Source organism: Chitinophaga caseinilytica (genome assembly GCF_038396765.1).
In the GTDB taxonomy this organism is placed as follows: Bacteria; Bacteroidota; Bacteroidia; order Chitinophagales; family Chitinophagaceae; genus Chitinophaga; species Chitinophaga caseinilytica.
This window is the reverse complement of record NZ_CP150096.1, coordinates 5,730,290-5,750,578: the sequence shown is the minus strand read 5'-3', so window position 1 is coordinate 5,750,578 and position 20,289 is coordinate 5,730,290. Positions and strand designations below refer to the sequence as shown.

Genomic DNA, 20,289 nt, shown 5'->3' with positions numbered 1-20,289 from the left:
TCCCTGCAGCGGTATAATCGGTTATTTCGTATGACAGCGGGCTTTTTAATCCCCGCGCAGCCGTATCCCGCCTATGAGGCCGTATCCTTCGAAAACATATTTTCTCCGCGCTTCACATTTCCTGGGCAAAATATTGCTGCTGATCTGGCTCGCCTGGCCGGCAATGGCCGATGCACAATGCACCCGGCAGATCCGGCAATATGCCAGTTCATCCGAAAAGTCCGGCAACGTTGGGAATGAAACCGATGCCGTTGACGGGAATGTCACTACGCCGTCCACGCTTACGGCGGGATTGTTGACCCCTGCCAAACAATGGCTGGGTTTCCAGCAGAAGGTGAATGGCGGCACGCGGGTTTACCTGAAAGTGTCCACATTCAGCGGCTTTCTCGCCCTGTTGCCCAGTTTCACCATCCAGGGATATTACAACGGGACCGGTGGCACCAAAGTCAACATCGCCACAGAAAAACTCGACGATCCGCAACTCCTCGGCCTGGTCAACGGCACCGCCACGATGGAACTGTCTTTCGTCCCCAGCCAGAATTTCGACGGGGTCGTGATCACCGTGAACGGCATCGGCATCGCCTACAGCATGAAAGTCTACGAAGCCTATTACTACAAGAACACCAATAGTTCAATTGCCTGCAACGGCGTCGTGGATGTATTAAGCGGCGTGATCCCGGCGCTCAATATTGTAGGTATCGGCTCCGTAACGAATGAATGGAACGCGGTGGATGCCGACCTTACCAGCGCCGCGGTGCTGAACATGGGCGTGAACGCCGCCGGCAGCGTGTACGAGACCGTCGTTTTCAATACGGCTTCGGTGCCGGGAGACTCCGTCCGCATCATGATCGAAAGGCAGGGCGGCTCCCTGCTCGACCTGTTGCTGCTGGGGAATTTCAGCATCCAGCCATACCTGGGCAGCACGCCTGTAGGGGCGCCCATCACCAACGCGGCCACCGGCCTGCAACTGCGGCTCCTGGCGCCGGGAAGCCCCGTCAATATCCTCACCGCCGCCATCGCCGGATCGTTCGACCGGGTGGAGATCAAGCTCAACGCCGTTGCCGGCGTGCTCCTCACCCTCAAACTGCTCGACGTTACCCGTATTGCCCGGCAGCCATCGGTGTCCTTTACGCTCAACGGTTCCGCCGGGCCCAATCCCGTTTGTATCACGCAGGTGTCGGGCATTTCCCTGTCGGTGAATTCGCCGGAATCCTGCGCCACGTACCGCTGGTACAACGGCACCACATTTATCGGAACGGGCAACAGCATCACGCCGGTGATCACTACGCCGGGTAATTACACTTTCAACGTGGAGGCGCAGCGCACCGGTTGCACGAACACTGAAACACAGGCTTCGGTAACAGTGAACGTAATGCCGAAAGCCGCATCACCTGCATTAACTATTCAAAACAATCCCTGATCATATGAGCACACAACTCCGCAACATTACATTGGCTTGCCTGTTTTTCGCAGGATGCCTCCTCATGGCGAACAATGCCGCCGCACAAACCAAAATCTCCACGCCGGCCGGGCTTTTCAAGAACGGCGGCAATTACCTGCAAGGGACGTCCACCGACAATGGCAGTACCCTGTTCTGCACCGGGTCGTCCACGTTCACACTGGCGTCTACGACCACCGATCCGGAAAACAACCTGCCGTACACGAATTACACCTGGGAGGAAATGAATACCGACGGTACTACTTACCAGCCGATGACCGCCGGCAGTGCGCCGAACAAGGCCAACGTTACCAATGCGTCTCCCGGATGGCATATTTACCGGGTGTCGGCCACCATCGGCGCGGCCACGGGTTGCGAGGCCGATCCTACCTATTTCACGGTGTATGTTTTGCCGCCGCTGAAAGTGACGCCCCGCGTCAATAAAACAGATGCGGAAGGCGTAAGCTATTGCTCCGAGAACGGCGCCCCCACCGGCCCCAACGCCTTCACTTTTACCAGCGTTGTAGCGTTCGATGCCACGCCGCGCACCATCACCGGTACCCAACTGCCGGCGCTGACCATCGACGATTTCGAGCTGCAGTACACCTGGTCTAAAGTGGACGGTTCCAGCGTTAAGACCACCGTTGGGAACGCAGATAGCTATACGCTCACCGCTGCGGCAAATCCTGGGCATGCGGAAACCTATTCCATTGCGCTCGACGTGAATTATGCCGCCAAAACCGCCTGCACCTATACTGCGCCTGCATTGTACAGCGGCACCAGCACTACCAACGTTGTCGTGAAAGAATACAAGAAAGCCGGCAAACCGACGATCACCATCGAGTAACATGCGGCGGAAATCCCGCATATTGACCGCTTTCCTCACCGGGAGCGCAGCCGTAGCCATGGCACAATCCGGTCCGCCGACAAGGCCCGTAGACCCGGACAGGCCCGCCAGGCTCATCGCTGCCGCTCCTGGTGCTTTGCGATACCAATGGTACCGTAACGGGCTCCCCATTCCGGGTGCTAACGGTGTCGCGCATACGACCGTTGAGCCAGGCACCTACACCGTGGTAGCTTTCAATGGCCCGGATGCCTGCGCCTCCGACCCCTCAGACCCCGTGGTCCTCACCGGCCCCACCGGGCCGCGGCAACAGGGGACGGACATGTCTATCAGCAAATCGGCCGACGCCCGCCAGTTGCTGGGCGGACAAAACATTTCATACCTGCTGACCGTCACCAACAACGGTCCCGCCACCGCCACGGGGATCATCGTGACAGACGCCCTGCCCGCGGCGCTATCGTTCGACAGGCTGCAACCTCCCGCAAAAGGGACCGCGACTTACCAACCCGGAAGGCACCAGGTAATCTGGGAAATACCCATCTTGCCCGCCCGCGAAAGTGCGACGCTCACCATCCTGGCGAAAGCCGCCAAAACCGGCACGATCGAGAATACGGCTACGGTTACGGCTTCGCAGCCAGACAGCGTGCCCGCCAACAACCGCGCCACGCACCTGCTTCAGGTGATGCCGCTGTTCATCCCCACCGCTTTTACGGCCAATGGCGACGGGCATAACGACCGGTTCCGCATCATCGGTCTGGAGCGGTATCCGGACAATGAGCTGACGGTGTTCAACCGCTGGGGGAACGTTGTGTTCACGCAAAAGAATTACCAGCAGCGGTGGGATGCGCAGGGGCAGGAAGTGGGCACGTATGTGTACATCCTCCGGGTGCGCGATGCTGCGGGAGAATGGCACCTGTTCAAAGGGAATATTACGGTGTTGCGATAAAGCTGTCAGGCCGTTCAGGAAATCGAGGAGGTCTTGCCGGGATGAATGTCCGCCTGTTCCCCGAAATATCCGTCCCGCAAAATGGATAAGATACAGATGTTACTGTCCAGCAGATGCGCCGCCACGTCTTTCACCTTCCACAATTTCGCCACTGTTTGCGCCTGCCATTCTTCCGGCGTGAGCGATCGCAATAATTCAGAAAGTTTGGCATCGAGCATGGGCAACAGGTGTGCTACGTGGACGGGTTGTTGGATAGTCATTGTTGGATGATTGAGCTGTGTTTCCGGATGAAATGCCCGGGCCGGGCAACGGTAAACTAACGAATTTCGGGGAATTACTGCAATGGGGCGCATTTCGCGGCAGTCGCAAATTACCCCGGTTTTGTCGCATCCTGCCACTGCGGAAGTCGGTTTTTACCATCACTTTTGTATGGTAAGTGGAGCAGCCACCACTGTAATAAACGGGCGGCACCGAAAAGCCAAAAGAGTAGGGACCAAAAAAATAGAAACTATGTCAGGCAATACCGTAACATTACACCGCATGCTGAAAACCACGCCGGAGAAAGTTTTCCGCGCATTCACCGACGAAAGGGCCATCGCTTCCTGGTTGCCCCCGTATGGTTTCCTTTGCACCGTGCACGAAATGAAACCCGAAACAGGCGGCACCTTCAGGATGTCTTTCCACAATTTCTCAACGGGAAACAGCCATTCTTTCGGTGGCAAGTACCTGGAAATCAAGCCGAACGAATTGCTGAAATACACCGATCAGTTCGATGATCCCAACCTGCCCGGCGAAATGGTCACCACCGTAGTGCTGAAGAAAACCATTGCCGGTACGGAAATCAATATCAAACAGGAAGGCATTCCCGCAGCTATTCCCGTAGAATTCTGCTACCTCGGCTGGCAGGAGTCGCTCGATAAGCTGACCCGCCTCGTAGAGCCCGAGATCCCGGACGCTTGATCCGGAAAGGAGATCGGCGGACAAGCGGAATGACAGCGATGTTTTTCCGCTTTTTTGTTGGGGCAGCTTTTTCTATGGACCAACGGCAGGAAGCGCCGGCAACGGAACTTCCGCCATTGCCGATTTCGGCCTATCTGTAATTTGGAGGGAGATCATTACCTTGTTGGCGATTTATTTACATCGGGATGAACTACAGATTTATTTTCCTTTCCATTTTACTGTTGGCCACGCAGGCCGTTTGGGCGCAAAAAGCCTCCATTACCGGGATCGTCAACGACAAATCCGGTAACCGGCCGCTGGAATATGCCAGTGTTTCTTTGTTCAGGAACAGCGACTCCTCCCTGGTTGCCGGCAGCCTCACGGATGCGAAAGGGAATTTCCTGCTGGAGAAACTCGCTCCGGGCAATTACTATCTCCGGATACTGTTCATGGGATACACAACCCGTTTCGTGGGCAACGTCAGCGTAGCGGCGGGCCAGCGGCTAGACCTGGGCGTTCGGTTGCTGGAGCCCGGAAGCTCCATGTTGGACCAGGTGAACATAACGGGCACGCAACAAAATGCCATCAACCGGATCGACAAGCAGGTATACCGCGCAGGACAGTTCGAGTCGGCAAAAGGCGGCAACGCCATGGACGTCTTGAAGAACCTCCCTTCCGTTTCGATGGATGGCGAAGGCGGCATCAGTGTACGCGGTTCGTCGAATTTTTTGGTGCTTATCAATGGGAAGCCAGTGGTGACAGACGCCCGTACTGTCCTGAGCCAGCTTCCTGCCAACGCCATCGAGCACATCGAGCTGGTTACCGCGCCATCGGCAAAATATGACCCGGACGGAAAGGGCGGCATCATCAATATCACGACGAAAAAGGGCGCTACAGACGGGTTTTCCATGGCTGCGAACGTCATGGGCGGTTTGCCCAGCACTGGCGATCATGGCAATAAGGAAAAACCGAAGCGTTTCGGCGGCGATCTGACCGTAAATTTCAAAAAAGGGAAATGGGACGTGTCTGCCGGCGGGAACTACACCAGGAACGATAATGCGGGTTACCGGGAAGGGGATGTCTATACGAAAAATTTTACAACCGGTATGCTTACCCGGTTCCCGTCGAGCGGAGAACGGAGCTTCGACAAATACAATTACGCAGGCCGCGCATCCGCCACTTTTTCGCCGGATTCGGCCAATACCTTTTCTGCCGGCGCCTTCGTCGGGAAACGGTACCAGGCCCGTTTGGCGGATATCCTGTACCATAATTCCGCGTCCCAAATCGGCAATGGGGAACTGGTACGGGAAACCACTTATTTCAACTCTAACCTTCAGACCCGGTACGGGAATTTTTTCCTGGGCAATATCGATTATACGCATACGTTCCGGAACAAATCCACCCTTTCGGCTTCCGCTTTATTCGAGAATGCCCGGCTCTACGGCAATACACGCAACAAAAACCTGGCATACCCTGAAACCGGCGAAGTTTTGCAGGAGGTGTACAATCCATATGAAAACCCCATCAAAGGGTACCGGCTCAAACTCGATCATGCAATCCATATCGGAAAGGGTAAACTCGAAAGCGGATACCAGTTCCGGCACGACACGCAGGAAGGAACGTTCGGCTACTCTGTAACACCCGCTACTTCCCAACCGGATGCCGATCGCTTCCGCGGCTCTGCTTCCGCCGCCAACAGGATCCATTCGGTATACACGCAATATTCGGGAAAGCTGGAAAAGCTGGAATACCAGGGCGGACTGCGATATGAATATGCCGACAGAACGGTGTGGCTGTCTTACGACCCGGCGCCGCACCGGCTCGATCTGTCCAACCTTTTCCCTTCTGCCAGCCTGTTATACGCCATCAAAAAGGATTGGAAGGTCAAGGCCGGCTACAGTAAACGGATCCAGCGTACGAACAACTATGAACTGAACCCCATCCCGGAACGGGAACACTCCGAAACACTGGAACAGGGAGATCCCGACCTGTTGCCCTCGTTTATCGATCTAGTGGAGCTGGGAACGGTACATAATTTCAAGAAAGGCTCTTTATTCGGGACATTATATTTTCAGCACATTAAGCATCCCATCCAACGGGTTAACAGCGTATATGCCGATACCATTCTGAACCGGGTATTCACCAATGCCGAAGCGGCTACTGTTTTCGGGCTGGAAGCGGGCGCGAACCTGGAGCCGGTAAAATGGTGGAGCCTGTACATCGGCGGAAATGTGTATAACTACAGGATCAAAGGCGATCTCACGATCCTGGGCATTACCTCCTCCGTCAACAATAAAGATTGGGTATATTCCATCAATACGAATTCCAATTTCAAACTGGGCGACGGGTGGAGCATGCAGGCCAATATCAACTACCTGTCCGTCAGGCCCACGGCGCAAGGCGAGGATTCACGGTTCCTGGTGCCCAATGCCTCACTTAAAAAGACTTTTTTCGACGGCCGTTTCTCCGCAACATTGCAGTGGCAGAATATCGATCTTGGCATGCAGCAAACCCAGCGGCAGCGGATCACCACAAGCGGCCGGGATTTTTATACCACAACGAATTATATTTACGAAACCGACGTATTCCTCATCCATCTCGGGTATAACCTCAACCGGTTGAGCGGCAAATCCAAACTGCCGGCCAGCGAAATCGGGGACAAGGAATTCTAGTTATCGATACCTGCGTTTGATAAGTTGCGCCATCATGCAAGATTTAACTGCCAGGTAACCCCGAAACGGTCGCCCACCCAGCCAAACTGACGGCTGAACCCGTAATTGTTCAGGGGCATGTAAACCGACCCGTTTTCGGAGAGCCTGGTGAAAAGGGTCGTCAGCTCGTTTTCATCTTTACAATCGACCCAAATGGAAATAGCGGGCGTGAAGCTCCAGTTGTGCTTGACGAAACTGTCGCTGCAGCGGAAGGCTTTTCCGTTCAGTTCGAACGAAGCGATCATGACAGACCCTTCTTTCCCCGGCCCTTCCTTTCCGTACCGATGGATGTCGATAACCTTCGCATCGGCAAACAGGCTGATGTAGAAGTTCATGGCCGCTTCGGCGTTATTTTCCTGGAAAGTCAGAAACGTGGATAACTGCGTTTTCATAGCAATGGCATTTGGATGTTGAAATGGTTCCGTTGAAGGCTGATGGCGGCATACAGCCGTTCATTCCATATTAAAAATAACGTTTTTCCGGACGTTTCGTGCAACAGCATTATATTTGATGACTGTCCTGAAATGAAAAACCACCGGTATCGCAAGGCGGGCAACTGTCTGCGCGATACACGAACCTTCTGATTATGCTGTACAAATTTTACCTGTTAACCGGCATTATACTACTGCTCCTGTCGTTTTACCAAATAAAGCGTTCCCTCGATTTTATCGACCGTGGCCAGCGGGCAACCGGTACCGTTACTTCCCTGGAAGAAATTGACGGCGCATTTTCGCCGGTGTTTACCTTGAAAACGAGTGGCGACGAGCCCGTCCGTTATTACCATGCGGCGGCCAGCAATCCTTCTGCCTGGGCGATCGGGGAGGAGGCTATTTTCCTGTACGACCCGGCCGATCCGCAATCCGCGAAAATGCTGCAATATTTCTGGCTGTTCAACTGGGCGCTGCTGTACCTGGTGGTCGCTTTGCCGTTGCTTATTTTCGGGGCGGGATATTTCTGGCTGCGGCCGTTGTTCCGAGGGCGGCGATCCAGTGATTTTCAAATGCAATCAAACGTAGAAAGATGATCGTTTATTCCATATTCGTGATCGTGGGGATTTTGCTGTTGATCGCTGCCGTGGCGGCTTTGAAGCGGAGCCTCCGTTTCGTGAGGGCCGGCGAGCGGGCGGAGGGTATTGTTGTCCGCGTCGCTGAAGTGGAGGATGCGGATGGCAACCTGTATTACCCGGTTTTCGAGATACCCACACAGGCGCATGGAACGATCACTTACCGGCATGGCACTTCTTCTTCGCCCGCCAATTGGGAGGTAGGGGATAAAGCGGTGTTTATTTTCGATCCTGCCCGTCCGGAATCCATGACGTTCCTGCGTTACTGGCGGGTGTTCGGCTGGCCGTTAGGTTTGATGGCCGTGGCGGTAGACCTGCTGGTTGTTGGCGGTGGATATTTTTTGCTGCGCGGATATTTCGGGGGATGATTTGCCTCCTTACCTTTGAATAAAACACCGGACCATGGCTCCCATTTCCCACGAAATCATGACTGCCGCGCAAGCCCCGCTGCTGGCGCAGATCGACCGGTCGGAGGTCATAGACCTGCTGTACGAGATGCGAAACGGGGAATTGACGGCCAATGAAACCCATATCGACTGCGCCTCCTGGGACGCGGATGCGCTCCGCGAACTGCAAGAGCGGTACAAGGCTACGCTCGATGCGGGCGGGTTCGCTACCGGCGCCTTCAGCAATGGTGTGCTGGTGGGGTTCGGCGTGCTGGGGCACAGGTGGATCGGGGAGGCCGGTAACCAGCTGGCGGTGGAGCTGATGTATGTTTCGCGGGGATTCCGGCGGCGGGGGATCGGTACGCAGATACTCGAGCGTTTGGCCGGCGAAGCGCGGAAGCGGGGCGCTGCGTATTTGTATGTTTCGTCCACCGAAACCCGCTCTGCGGTTTCCTTTTACCGTCGAAACGGGAGCGCCCTTGCCGCAAAGCCGGACGAGGCCCTTTTCAGCAAGGAACCGAAAGACATTCACATGATCATCCGCCTGTAAAGCTATTTCCTCCCGCCCAACTTGCGATGGTAGCATTTTTAGATAACTTGGCAGCCCCCGCCCATGCATGTAAGCCAAACCCGGCGGCGTAAAAACGGAAATGGATACCAGCAAGACCTCCACCATACTGCAAACCAGGCAGCATTTCGCTATTCTCGACGGTCTTCGGGGCATCGCCTCCCTGGCCGTTGTGATTTTCCATTTCATGGAATGGGTATTCACCGATCCGGCCCGGAACTTTATCGGGCACGGGTTCCTGGCGGTGGATTTCTTCTTCTGTTTGTCGGGCTTCGTGATCGGGTATGCGTACGACGACCGCATCGCCAAAATGGGCGTATCCGAGTTCTTCAAATCAAGGATCATCCGTTTGCATCCGCTCGTGATATTAGGGTCTGTACTGGGTTTGCTGGCGTTTTTGTTCGATCCCTTCGGCGGTCATCCCGAAACGTATGATACCGGTTTGATCGCAGTCGTATTTATCTGTTCGATCCTCATGATCCCGCTGCCGGTGATCGCCGACCGCGGTTTTAACCTTTTCAGTTTCAACGCGCCCTCCTGGTCGCTGTTTTGGGAATATGTCGCCAACATCGTGTACGCATTCGTATTGTGCCGGCTCAAGCGCGTGTACATCATCATTTTGACCGTTATCGCCGCAGCGGGGATTTGCTGGGTCAGCTTCCGTGCCGGCAATTTGCTGGGCGGCTGGAGCGGCCCCACGTTCTGGGACGGCTGCGCGCGGATATCGTATTCCTTCTTAGCCGGATTGCTGATCTACCGCTCCAACTGGATCATCAAAAACAGGCTGGGTTTTGCGGGATTGTCCATCCTGCTGTCGCTGGCATTTCTCATGCCTTTCTCTACGTGGAACTGGCTGTCCGAAGCGCTGGTGGTGCTGTTTTACTTCCCGTTGCTGGTGGCGCTGGGCGCCGGCGCAACGTTGCATACGGGCCTGCGGAAGCTCTGCGATATTTCGGGAAAGATCTCATACCCGCTGTACATGACGCATTACGCCGCCTTGTGGATGTTCGGGAATTATTACACGGAACACAAGCCCGAAGGGGCGCAGCTGGCGATGATCATCGTTGGCGGAGTGGTGCTGCTGACCGGTTTTGCATACGGGGTGATGGTACTGTTCGACATCCCCGTGAGAAAATACCTCAACGATAGGCGGAAGGCACGTCTCGACCGCGCAAACAGGTTGGATTATAAAAATAAATAATAAGTATTAATGCTGTTTTTTAATTCATGAAAATAGCGTTACTTTATAATAGGTGCATGAGCATAGCATTGATCGGACATACGGAATGTAGCAACCTCAAATGATCGCAAAGCAGCCCCGTATATTTCCTGTTTGACAAAGCGCCCCATCAACACGATTTTTTTACCCCAGGCCTCAACCATATGGCCTTTGAAAAGCCTGTTTTACCGGCTGAAAAGGTTATTCCCGGAGCTAACTGTTCCTCCCTGCCTTAAATAGCTGGTACGCCAGGCCAGTTTCATTTATGGATAAAAGCAATTATATGGTACCAATGATTTTGGCTGCGTTTGCGGATGCGAAAGGCGAGCGCGACATGGCATTGGAGATCGACAAGGAACTGGAAGTGTTGCGGGCATTATTTACCGACGGCCAGAAGATGAACTTCCGCCCCGTGCCCAACGCCACCTTCGATAGCGTCATCGGCGATCTGGCCATCCCTGAAAACAAAGGCCGCATCACCATCTTCCATTACGCCGGCCATGCCAAAGGCAAAACGGTCCACCTCCTCGATCGGAACGTTCAAATAGACAAATTTGCCGGTATACTGAACCAATTGCCCCATCTGCAACTGGTTTTCCTCAATGGCTGCAACACCGATGCAGTGGCCCGCGATCTCATCGCCGCAAACATAAAAGCGGTAATCGTTACCCAGGGCGCTGTAGACGATACCGTGGCCACGGCTTTCGCCAAAGCATTCTACACCGCTTACTATAACCTGAACACCCTGGCAGACTCATTCGAGTTTGCCAAAAGCGCCGTGCTGTCTTCCCATACCAAAGGCATTCCCGAATTCAAGCGCATCGTCAGGGGGATCGACTTCCCCGACAGCGAAGCAACCATGCCCGAAGGCAATGTCTACTCCCTCTACGTAGCCGATGAGGAATACCTCCAGAAGAATATGCTCTTCGAGCTGCAATTCCAGATGGAAACGAAAAACATCGATTACAAACCCTGCGTGGAACTGGTGAAAAGCATCGCCAGCAATATTTCTACCGCCGGGCGCGATGAATGGGACAACACGGACCTCCAGGCGGTAAGACGGGTTTGTGCAGCGCAACTGGAGAAGGAAGCATGCTCGAAGGCCGACCAGGACAACATGGAAACATGTGAGCACGTTCTTAACACGACCCACCAGGTGTCGGCCCTCAAGTTTCTGCCGTTTGAATTCTATACTTTCCTGAAAAGGGACGAAGCGCCCAAAAATGAAGGCGTTCCCGCCGTGTTGAGGAAGCTGTCGATCAAACTGATCCGCGCAGAATATGAAAACCTGGACAGGAACGATGACTCCAGGTCGCTCCGCATCTTGTCCGACGAAATCATCAAACACTTGCCCTTCCTGATCGGCCAGCATCTCCATCAACTCGTCAGGGCCGGGCTGGCGGTGCCGAACAGTAAAAACTACGACGATCTGCTGCTGCGGCAGCTTTCCGCATACAATGTGGCCCTGCAGCTACTGAGCTTTTCCATGCTGAACTGCTTCCTCGACGAGCTGATGAAAAGAAGCGATCTGCAGCTGGAAGACGGCCAGTGGGAAGTGCTGCGCAACTTCATCACTTCCGGAGAGCCCAACAACGCGTTGATCAATAGTCCGGCGTTGCTCGTCACCATCCGGAAGGTCTTCGAAAACGCAGGCATTTCGCCGTTCATTGAAGAATACCGGGAACTGCACGCGATGTTTCCGGAAAAAGGGGAAAACGCATTCGAAAATGTGCACCTGTTCATGCAGGGCCTGAAAGCATCGCTGCGGAACGGGGAATTCGAAAAGCTGGATAAAATCTCCGTTTGCGAACGGGTGGAAGAAATTCTCATCATGGTATTTTCCAGCGCAGGGTTCCTCATGCGGTACAAGCTGACCACCGTGAAAGACGTGGAATATTCCCAGCGGCGGTCGATGGCCAAGCCCCAGTTCTGGATCCGCAGGATCATTCTCGACGGTGCGGACATCGACGGGGATTACAGCGGCGTATACGCCAATCCGCTCCATAACTATTCCGTAGTGTTTGCCCGGGATATCGACAGGAATACATTCCGCGATTTCATGAGCCTTTCCCCGTTCATCATCGATGAAAACGGACTGAAAGGGAACGACGCCGCCAAGCTGTATTTTTTCAGCCACTCCAGCAACGGCAGTTATGTATACCGCAGTTCGAACAATATGGAAGATATGAGGGTGGTCAAGTCTGCCGGTACGTACCTGGATACGGAACTGGGCGCCATCACGCCAGATAAGAAAAGAAGGATCAATGAAAGGATGAAGGAGTTGAAAAACGAAATCGATTTTTTTAAGGACCTTATTATCAGGAAAGGAAAAAATGCCTATCACCCAGCAAATCCAGTGCAGTCCGTTTAAGCTGTTCGATTCCTTCCTGGAGAAGGAAAGCAATATCTTTTTCGGAAGGAACGATGAGGTCGCTGACCTGTACCGCCTCACGGAGGAGTCTGACATCGTGTTGGTATACGGGTTTTCCGGTACCGGGAAAACCAGCCTGGTCCAATGCGGACTGGCCGAAAAGATCGAGCATTTCAAATGGAAAAAGATCACCGTCCGGCGGCTGACCGATATCAACCAAAGCCTGATGGACCGCCTCCAGGAAAAGGTTTCTGCCGAGATGCGGAAGTACCTCGATGGGCTGAACGCCCGTGAGCTGCTGAAAGAAGTTTACATCGACACTTTTGAGCCATTACTGTTGATTTTCGATCAGTTCGAAGAATTTTATGTATTCGGGACCGACGAAGAGCGCTTTGCCTTTTACGATACGCTCGCGCAGTTCCGCCGGCTGGACGTGCCCTGCAAGATGATCTTCGTGATCCGTGAAGAATACCGGCCGCGACTGGAAGAACTGGAATCCCTGCAGCCGGAAATATTCAGGAAACAGCTGCGCATCAGGCCCATGACCGTTCCCGCCGCGGAAAAAGTGATCCTGGATACCTGCGCGCATTTCGGCATCGCGCTGGGGCAAGGCGCCGGGCTTACCTTGCCGGTAGGTAAATACAGTAAGCAGGAACGGGAAATGGCGGCATTGATCCTCAAAGAGGCGAAGCTGGACAAGGAGGTGGACCTGCCGTACCTCCAGGTATTTCTGGACGCGCTTTGGCAGCATGCCCAAACACAGCGAAATGGAAAGGAAGGGGGAGGGAAGCGGACCGTGATCGATCAGGACACGGTGCAATGGTTGAAAGCGCAGGGCAACGTACTGAAATATTTCCTCGATACCCGCATCGCCGCGCAGGACGCGGCGCCGGTGGTAGGAGCGTGGCGGATATTGAAACGTTTTTTGTCGGATACGGAAGATGTAAAGAAGCATGTTACCGGCGCAGAGATAGAAGCGGTGCTGGGTGAAGGTTCTACCGGCCTGCGGGACCATTTCATCAAAATGAAAATCATCCGTAGGGTAGGCGAGCGAATGGAGCCCGGCGAAAGGAAAGACGATATTTATGAGCTGGCCCACGAAAGCCTCATGTCCGTAATCCGGGACGTGAAGCTTTCCCGCATGCGGGGCAAAAATCCCAAACCCACCCTGAACGGGAACCCGTACATGGGCCTGGAAGCCTATAATACCGGGCATAGCCATGCTTTCTACGGGCGTACGGAAGTGATCCGGGAGTTGATGAACAAGGTGCTGCAACACCACCTGGTAGTGGTAGTGGGGAACTCCGGCACAGGGAAATCTTCTTTGATAAAAGCCGGTCTTTTCCCCCGCCTGGAAAGCGAAGGATATGTGCCGCTGAACATAATAAGGGCCGGAGAACGGCCACTGGAGAGCATCGAAGCCGCGTTGGCACCGTGCAGGTATGGCGTAAACGGCAAATACATCCTGCTGATAGACCAGTTCGAGGAACTGGTGACCCGCATCCGCGACAAAAACCTGCAAATGGCCGTCTACGAGCGGATTTTGGGATTGGTCTGGGGCCAGAAAGCACCGCATAAGCCCTATGACCTCCGGATCGTAGTAACGGTGAGGGCCGATTTCGAAACCCATTTTATCCTGGCATCGCCATTGGTAAAAGAATGGAAGGAAGGCCGGTTCGTTGTGCCGCCCTTCACGCGCGAAGAAATCTGCGAGGCGATAGAAGAACCGGCTTACCTGGCCGGGCTCGAATTTTTCCCGGCTTCGCTGGTCGATGAAATCGCGGACAGTGCGTACAGCTCGCAGACTACGGGTGCCCTTCCACTCATATCCTTCAGCCTGAGCGAAATGTACAACCGGTACAGCATACGGATGAAAAGAATTCCCCAATCGAAGCAGGACGGCGTTTTGCGGAAAGCCGATTTTGACACGAAGGAGGGGATCATGGGGGCTTTGCAGAAGAAAGCCGAAGAAGTATTCACCGGTATCCGGAAAAGCCATCCCAACGATTTTGCGCTATACGAACAAACGCTTAAAAACGTCATGCTACGCATGATATACGCTTCTGCAGGGGTTTTTGCCGGTAAAAGGGTGTTGGCCAGCGAGTTCCTCGGAGAAAACGAACTGGAGAATTCGCGGGTGAAGGAAGTGCTGGGCGTACTGAAAACGAACCGGCTGATTGTGAAAGGCCCGGATCCCGAAGATCCGTTTTATGAACCTGCGCACGACATCCTCGTGAGGTCGTGGCCCCGGGTAATGGAATGGTTCAACGACAGCGGGAAAGACGTCCTCGATCTCCAAACCAAACTCAAAGCCGCGTTGGAGGAAAACAACGTGGAAGCGACGAGCAAAGGCGCATGGCTCCCTTCCGTAGAACAGGTGATGCTGGAAAGCAATAACTGGTTGAACAATGAAGAAACCAAGTTCATACGTGCGTGCGTGGAAGCCAGGGATGCCGAAAAGAAAAGAAGGGAAGCGGAGAAAAACGCATATGAACGGATTCAGCGGCGGAACAGATTTTTGATGGCGGTCATGTTAGTCCTCAGCACTATTGCGGCTGTTGCGTTAACATTCGCGTTATGGAACAGTATCAGGGATAGTAAAAGTCTGAAACTACAGGTGCAGATAGCCGATGCCAATATGAAAGTTGCCGTACAGGAAAGGCAGAAGGCAGACGCCAAAACGCTCGCTGCCGAAACCGCTACCGAAAACGAGCGGATCATCAGACAACAACAGCAGGCCCTCGCCGAAAAGCAACGTTTGGACAACATTCTGATCCGCCGCCAGGCCGCCGACCTTCGAATAAAAGACGAAGCCATCAGAAAGAAACAGGAGATCATCCAACGCACCAACGACAGTATTCAGACGGACATGTTGAACCGGCAGATTAAACTTACGAGGTTCTACGCAGAGTATTATGACAGTATCCGCAATATCAGGAACCAAGGCATCCGATATCTCCTGCGGTTGGCCGATGCCAACAGGAATCTGGATATGGGGAAAGCCTTCCGCATTGCCGAGATCGCAAGGAGAGAGGATCCCGGGAACGCCGAAGCCGAACAGTACCTCCAGGAGATGGCGGCGGAACCGGCATATTACCACACCCATCTTTTTCGGGGTGAGATATTCGATGTATCGCCCGACGGAAGCAAAATGATCGTCGCGTCCCGCAGCCTGAAGAAACTCTACCTCCTGGAAACAGGTACTTTCAGGGTACTGGATTCCACCAGCATCGATATCAATGCAGGGCTCCGTACCGCCGCTTTCCAGCGGAACGGGCTGCTCGTGATGCTGGTGCATCAGAAAAAGGTAAGATTGCTGCGCACCGAGTCCCTTTTGGACGAAAACGCCGCCGACGGGATCAGCGGAACGGATATCACCGCCGCCGCCGTATCGCCGGACGGGGCGTCTGTGCTCCTGATCGATGAAGGCCGGCTGCGGATTTTTTCCAATCACCGGAAAATGACGGAGAAATTCAGCCGGAAGGTTTTCAGGTTCATGGAAAAGGAAAAAATTACCGACGCCGTATTTTCACCAGACAGCAAAACAATTATAGTGGCTACCGGAAACGGCACTGCATATTATGTGGATGTGGTCGATGCCCGGTATGGCACCATCACCTCCAAACGGGAGGCCATTTACCTTTCTCCGGCAGGCAATTACCTCGTAGCAACCGGTGCGCGCGGGACTTTCGACATTTTCGACTACAATCGCAACCGTCCGCCGCTCGTTCGCAAGCCGGATAATTTCGCGGCGCTGAACGGTGCGCTGTTTTCACCCGATGGAAGGTGGCTGCTGCTGAATTACCTCCAGTCGGCCGCTAATACCCCCATTCAGAAATCGGTGGTTTCCGGTGCTACGGAACCGGCTTTGCTGCTGGCCCAATTAGGCAGGGAGCCCCGCGCCGCACAGCGGGAATTCAGGGACAGGGAACTTCCCATCCTGTTCGGTAATCAACGAAAAGCCTCATTGCTGGATAGTTCCAGCGTGCTGGTCGCAGATAATTTCGGGAAACTGGCGCAGGCTGATATTTTACAAATGGTCATCCGCCCGCTCACCGGGCCGGTTGGGCAGATCACGAACATGGCCGGCGTTCCCGGAAAACCCTATATCATCACGGCCAGCGGAGACAGCGTACTGGTTTGGCAATATGGCACCGCTTCCCGCCTGGAAAAATTTATTCCCCAACTTTCTAACAACGAATTGCAAACCCTCGGCATCAGCCGCTAAATGTCTGGTCATGAGCACTGTAAAACTGTATGCTACCCTCATCGGGATCGATGATTACAAGCACAACCCGCTTAATGGTTGCATTAAGGATGTACTGAAGATGGATGCCTTCCTCCGCGAGCTCTGCCGCCAGCAGGGAAACGGAATGGAATATGTTCCCCTGTACCTGCTGGCGCCCAACGGGCATGACCGGCAGCTGCTGAAAAGCTCCGCCATCGCCGGTTCGGAAATTCATGCCCCCACATTCAGCAATGTTTCGACCATCGCCTTCGATCACCTCGGGAAAGCAGGGCCGAACGATGTTTGTGTATTTTATTACAGCGGACATGGATCGCAGATCGAAAGCGCACCGGAATTCGCCTACACGAAATCAGACCGTAAAAGTGAAACGATCGTGTGCGTCGATAGCCGAGACGGCATGAATGCCGGCAGCCGCGACCTGATCGACAAGGAGCTCGCTTACCTGTTGTGGCGCTCGCTTCGGGCGAATGGCCCGCATTGCCTCGTGATCATGGATTGCTGCCACGCAGGGAACAACACGCGGGGCACCGCCGCCGCTACCACTTTCCGTTCCCGGATGGATGCGCCTTCTTCCCTCATCGTTCCGCTGGACCAATACATCGGTTTCAACGACCCCGCCGGTTTTTATGATCCCCGGAACGGGCGGGCGTCCATCAAAGACGCGAATTATGTCAAACTATCGGCCGCGCAGGATTTTGAAAAGGCGCTGGAAACGGACGATGGCGGCGTTTTTACATCGCGCCTCGTGGCGTGCCTGGAAGCAGGAGGTACCGCGCGGAGCTATCAAAGCATCATCCAGCAACTGGGGGTATCTGTCAATAACCGCGCTTCGGATCAACACCCGGTCATCGAAGCATTCCCGGAGGCGGACATGCATCGCTCCTTCCTAAAGAATGATATCGTTCCTTATCGCCAGACATTCGCCGTTCGCTATGCAAACGTAAACGGCGACATGAAATGGGTGATGTACGGCGGCGCGATGCAGGGCATAACGGCGTCTGCGGGGAATGAACGTTCGCTGGTGAGGGTGGTCGACGGCCTGGGGAAGATCGATGTGGAAGCGGAAATCGTTGCCACGACCAGCGAGCTGTCCATCCTTTCCGGAGCGGGACTTTCTTCGCTTGATATTAATGCGGAACATTATTCGGCCTGGATATTCAAGCTGGCGGGCGCCGCCATCCATATCGGGTTGACGGATGCGTTGAAAGCGAACGCGGACTTGGTGAACCGGATCGCGGCGGAGAATGAAAAGCGTAAACCTTTATATGCGGACATCGATTTTTTCGGACAGATCGCTGATCCGGAATATGTGATAGATGTTTCGGAGGATGGGATGCTGATGCTATGCCGTCCGCCGGGAAAAATGCCGCTTTTCAAGCGCACGAACGAAATCGCCCTGTTCCTGGACAATGCCAACACGGTGGGCCGCTGGCAAAGCATTGCCGCGATCGTGAACAGCAGCGCGGGTTTCAGGAATGAATTTTTCGATGTGAAGCTCGAAATCGTGGAAGGTCAGGATATCAGGAATGCCGCGAACCCGGACGGTCTCAAAGGGGAAACGGTAGATAAGTTTCAATTGGAAGACGATATCCGCCTGAGCTATCAGAAAGGCTACAACCCCGGTTTCCGTTATACCATTTCCATCCGGGATACGGCGCCGGTCAGCGAATGCTATGTGGGCGTGCTGTATATGAGCAGCGATTTCGGAGTCACGGCGGGGCTTGTTCCTGCCAGTGCCGGGAAGCTGGTGAAGGGAAAGGGCGCTATCGAGATGCGGGTGCCCTGGGCAACGGGCGCCGCCTATCAGCGAACGGTCCCCGTAGTCATGAACAAATCCTACCTCACGCACGGCATCATCGAAATCACGGACTTGCTGCGGATCTTCGTATCTACCCAACCCCTCGACCTCTCGAGATTCGCGCAGGACCAGCTGGAAACGGACGTGAACAAGGTAGCCACCAGGGAGGTGAAAACCAGGGGCATCGGCTATGACGATGATAACGGCGGCCTCACAGCCGCGGCCGACTGGATGGTGTTTACCCACCGCGTCCTCATTCGCCGGCAGGAAAAACAGCAGGTGCTTTCTGAAGGAGGCACGGATTTTTCCGCGTTCAAGGTAAAAGTCCCGGTTGGTTTCCAGGCAAAGGCCACGGCCATCACGGCTTCCGACCTCAACGGCAATTTCCGCAGCGCGGATAACCTGGGCAACCCTGCTGCTATTTGGGGCGATGTGCTCACGGATAGCTCAGCCTTCGGGAACAGCCTGCAGCAGCCCGGCAATAACCTCGTGCAGGCGCTGGAACTGGAAGTTACGGCAGGCTTGGAAACGATTTCGGAAGATGCGCCGATCGTCATTTCTCCCACGATAAAAACCTCCGCTACCCGGTCTGCCGATCAACCGGAAGAAGTCACCATCCCTTACGGGTTCGACGCGGAATCCGGACTGTATTATCCGCTGGGGTACTCAGACAATAATGGCAACGTCCTGGTGACGCGGCTCCCCGCCGCCACGCCCGGCACGCTTTCCGCTGCGGCCATATCCACACGGAGTATCGGCTCTTCCATCAAACTGTACTTCTGTAAAATGTTCCGGAAACCTGTTTTCGGCATAGCGCTGTACAGCTTCGCCGACAATCTTGCTGAGCCCCTGGCCACCGATCCGGGAAAAATGGAAAAATGGCTGGGCAAACCGCAATCCAAGCGGATATTGCTGCTGGTCCACGGTATTTTCGGCGATACGAAAGGCATGCTGGCCAGCGCGCGGGAAATGCCGGAACTGGCCGCCGACACGGAATACGTGATGACGTTCGATTATGAGAACCTCGCCGGTTCCATCGCCGACAGCGCCCGTAATCTGTATGAGGCGCTTAAAAAGTCTGGTCTGGCTAAAGGGGGCAACAAAGTGACGATCGTGGCGCATTCGATGGGGGGGCTCGTGTCCCGCTACATGATCGAATTCAAGGACGGCGCCGATTTCGTAAAACACCTGGTGCTCGTGGGCACGCCCAGCAAGGGCTCGGATATCACCAAACTGCCGCTGGGCATCGTGTCGCTCATCACGCATGCCCTCAACGTGACCGGGCCCGTCAAATACGTGCTGACCGGACTTTCTTTCCTGCTGAAAAAACTGAAGCTGGATGCGACCCATACCCTGCAGGAAATGCAGCCCGATACTAAAATCATAAACGAGCTGGCGAAAGGCCAACGGCCCGAGAGCGTTCGGTACAGCTTGTTGGGCGGTGACACCGCCCAGCTCGACCGTTATACTGGCGCCGATCATTTCCTGCAGAAACTGGCAGATGCCATCAAGCGGAATGTGGTTTACCCGGGGCTGACCGCCAGGGTGTATGATGGCCTGGCGAACGATATGGCGGTAACGGTAGACAGCATGAAAGGCGTGCCTGGGCTGAATGGGCATGGATTCGTGGACATCGTTCCCTGTGATCATATTTCCTATTTCCAGGACGCGGAATGCCGCAGGCTGTTGTTGCAGTATTTGCAGCATGAAGCCTGAGCAGGATCCTTTACAAATCAACTAAAGCCCATGAATATAAT

At 54.4% G+C, this 20,289-nt stretch carries 14 protein-coding genes; 12 read left to right on the top strand and 2 right to left on the bottom strand.

What is annotated here, in order from left to right; translation table 11 throughout:
• Positions 1–73: 73 nt before the first annotated feature.
• The 3 genes from WJU22_RS23775 to WJU22_RS23765 are packed head-to-tail and all read left to right on the top strand — an operon-like array spanning position 74 to position 3,228.
• The gene (locus WJU22_RS23775; RefSeq protein WP_341840662.1) at positions 74–1,420 is read left to right on the top strand and encodes a hypothetical protein; all 1,347 of its coding nucleotides are present in this window, start codon (positions 74–76) and stop codon (positions 1,418–1,420) included.
• A 4-nt stretch (positions 1,421–1,424) separates the two neighbouring features.
• The gene (locus WJU22_RS23770; protein ID WP_341840661.1) at positions 1,425–2,285 is read left to right on the top strand and encodes a hypothetical protein; all 861 of its coding nucleotides are present in this window, start codon (positions 1,425–1,427) and stop codon (positions 2,283–2,285) included.
• 22 nt (positions 2,286–2,307) lie between these two features.
• Positions 2,308–3,228, top strand: coding sequence for a gliding motility-associated C-terminal domain-containing protein (locus WJU22_RS23765; RefSeq protein WP_341840660.1), 921 nt, complete (start codon positions 2,308–2,310; stop codon positions 3,226–3,228).
• Between the two features lie 14 nt (positions 3,229–3,242).
• Here WJU22_RS23765 and WJU22_RS23760 read toward each other — a convergent pair whose 3' ends face one another.
• Positions 3,243–3,488 carry a maleylpyruvate isomerase N-terminal domain-containing protein gene (locus WJU22_RS23760; protein ID WP_341840659.1) on the bottom strand — a complete coding sequence of 82 codons (246 nt, stop codon included), beginning with the start codon at positions 3,486–3,488 and terminating at the stop codon, positions 3,243–3,245.
• 250 nt (positions 3,489–3,738) lie between these two features.
• Here WJU22_RS23760 and WJU22_RS23755 point away from each other — a divergent pair, with 250 nt between their 5' ends.
• Both WJU22_RS23755 and WJU22_RS23750 read left to right on the top strand, forming a co-directional pair.
• Positions 3,739–4,188, top strand: coding sequence for an SRPBCC family protein (locus tag WJU22_RS23755; RefSeq protein ID WP_341840658.1), 450 nt, complete (start codon positions 3,739–3,741; stop codon positions 4,186–4,188).
• 185 nt (positions 4,189–4,373) lie between these two features.
• Positions 4,374–6,839, top strand: a complete 2,466-nt coding sequence (locus WJU22_RS23750) for a TonB-dependent receptor domain-containing protein (RefSeq protein WP_341840657.1) — start codon at positions 4,374–4,376, stop codon at positions 6,837–6,839.
• A gap of 32 nt (positions 6,840–6,871) precedes the next feature.
• Here WJU22_RS23750 and WJU22_RS23745 read toward each other — a convergent pair whose 3' ends face one another.
• Positions 6,872–7,270 carry a VOC family protein gene (locus WJU22_RS23745; protein WP_341840656.1) on the bottom strand — a complete coding sequence of 133 codons (399 nt, stop codon included), beginning with the start codon at positions 7,268–7,270 and terminating at the stop codon, positions 6,872–6,874.
• Positions 7,271–7,464: 194 nt separating this feature from the next.
• Here WJU22_RS23745 and WJU22_RS23740 point away from each other — a divergent pair, with 194 nt between their 5' ends.
• The 7 genes from WJU22_RS23740 to WJU22_RS23710 all read left to right on the top strand — a co-directional run bounded on the left by WJU22_RS23740 (position 7,465) and on the right by WJU22_RS23710 (position 20,248).
• Entirely contained in the window at positions 7,465–7,902 is a 438-nt protein-coding gene (locus WJU22_RS23740; protein ID WP_341840655.1) for a DUF3592 domain-containing protein, read from the top strand.
• Positions 7,899–8,309: a DUF3592 domain-containing protein gene (locus WJU22_RS23735; RefSeq protein WP_341840654.1), complete on the top strand. Its 411-nt coding sequence runs from the start codon at positions 7,899–7,901 to the stop codon at positions 8,307–8,309. The genes WJU22_RS23740 and WJU22_RS23735 overlap by 4 nt, the downstream gene beginning before the upstream one ends.
• A 34-nt stretch (positions 8,310–8,343) precedes the next feature.
• Entirely contained in the window at positions 8,344–8,877 is a 534-nt protein-coding gene (locus WJU22_RS23730; RefSeq protein ID WP_341840653.1) for a GNAT family N-acetyltransferase, read from the top strand.
• Positions 8,878–8,977: 100 nt separating this feature from the next.
• On the top strand, positions 8,978–10,096 hold the full coding sequence (locus WJU22_RS23725) for an acyltransferase (protein ID WP_341840652.1): 1,119 nt from the start codon (positions 8,978–8,980) through the stop codon (positions 10,094–10,096).
• A gap of 301 nt (positions 10,097–10,397) precedes the next feature.
• Complete coding sequence (locus WJU22_RS23720) at positions 10,398–12,485, top strand: CHAT domain-containing protein (protein WP_341840651.1); 2,088 nt, start codon at positions 10,398–10,400, stop codon at positions 12,483–12,485.
• Positions 12,448–16,713 (top strand): hypothetical protein, encoded by a 4,266-nt coding sequence (locus WJU22_RS23715; RefSeq protein ID WP_341840650.1) that lies wholly within the window; start codon positions 12,448–12,450, stop codon positions 16,711–16,713. The genes WJU22_RS23720 and WJU22_RS23715 overlap by 38 nt, the downstream gene beginning before the upstream one ends.
• A gap of 10 nt (positions 16,714–16,723) precedes the next feature.
• Entirely contained in the window at positions 16,724–20,248 is a 3,525-nt protein-coding gene (locus WJU22_RS23710; protein ID WP_341840649.1) for an alpha/beta fold hydrolase, read from the top strand.
• The last annotated feature ends 41 nt before the right edge of the window (positions 20,249–20,289 follow it).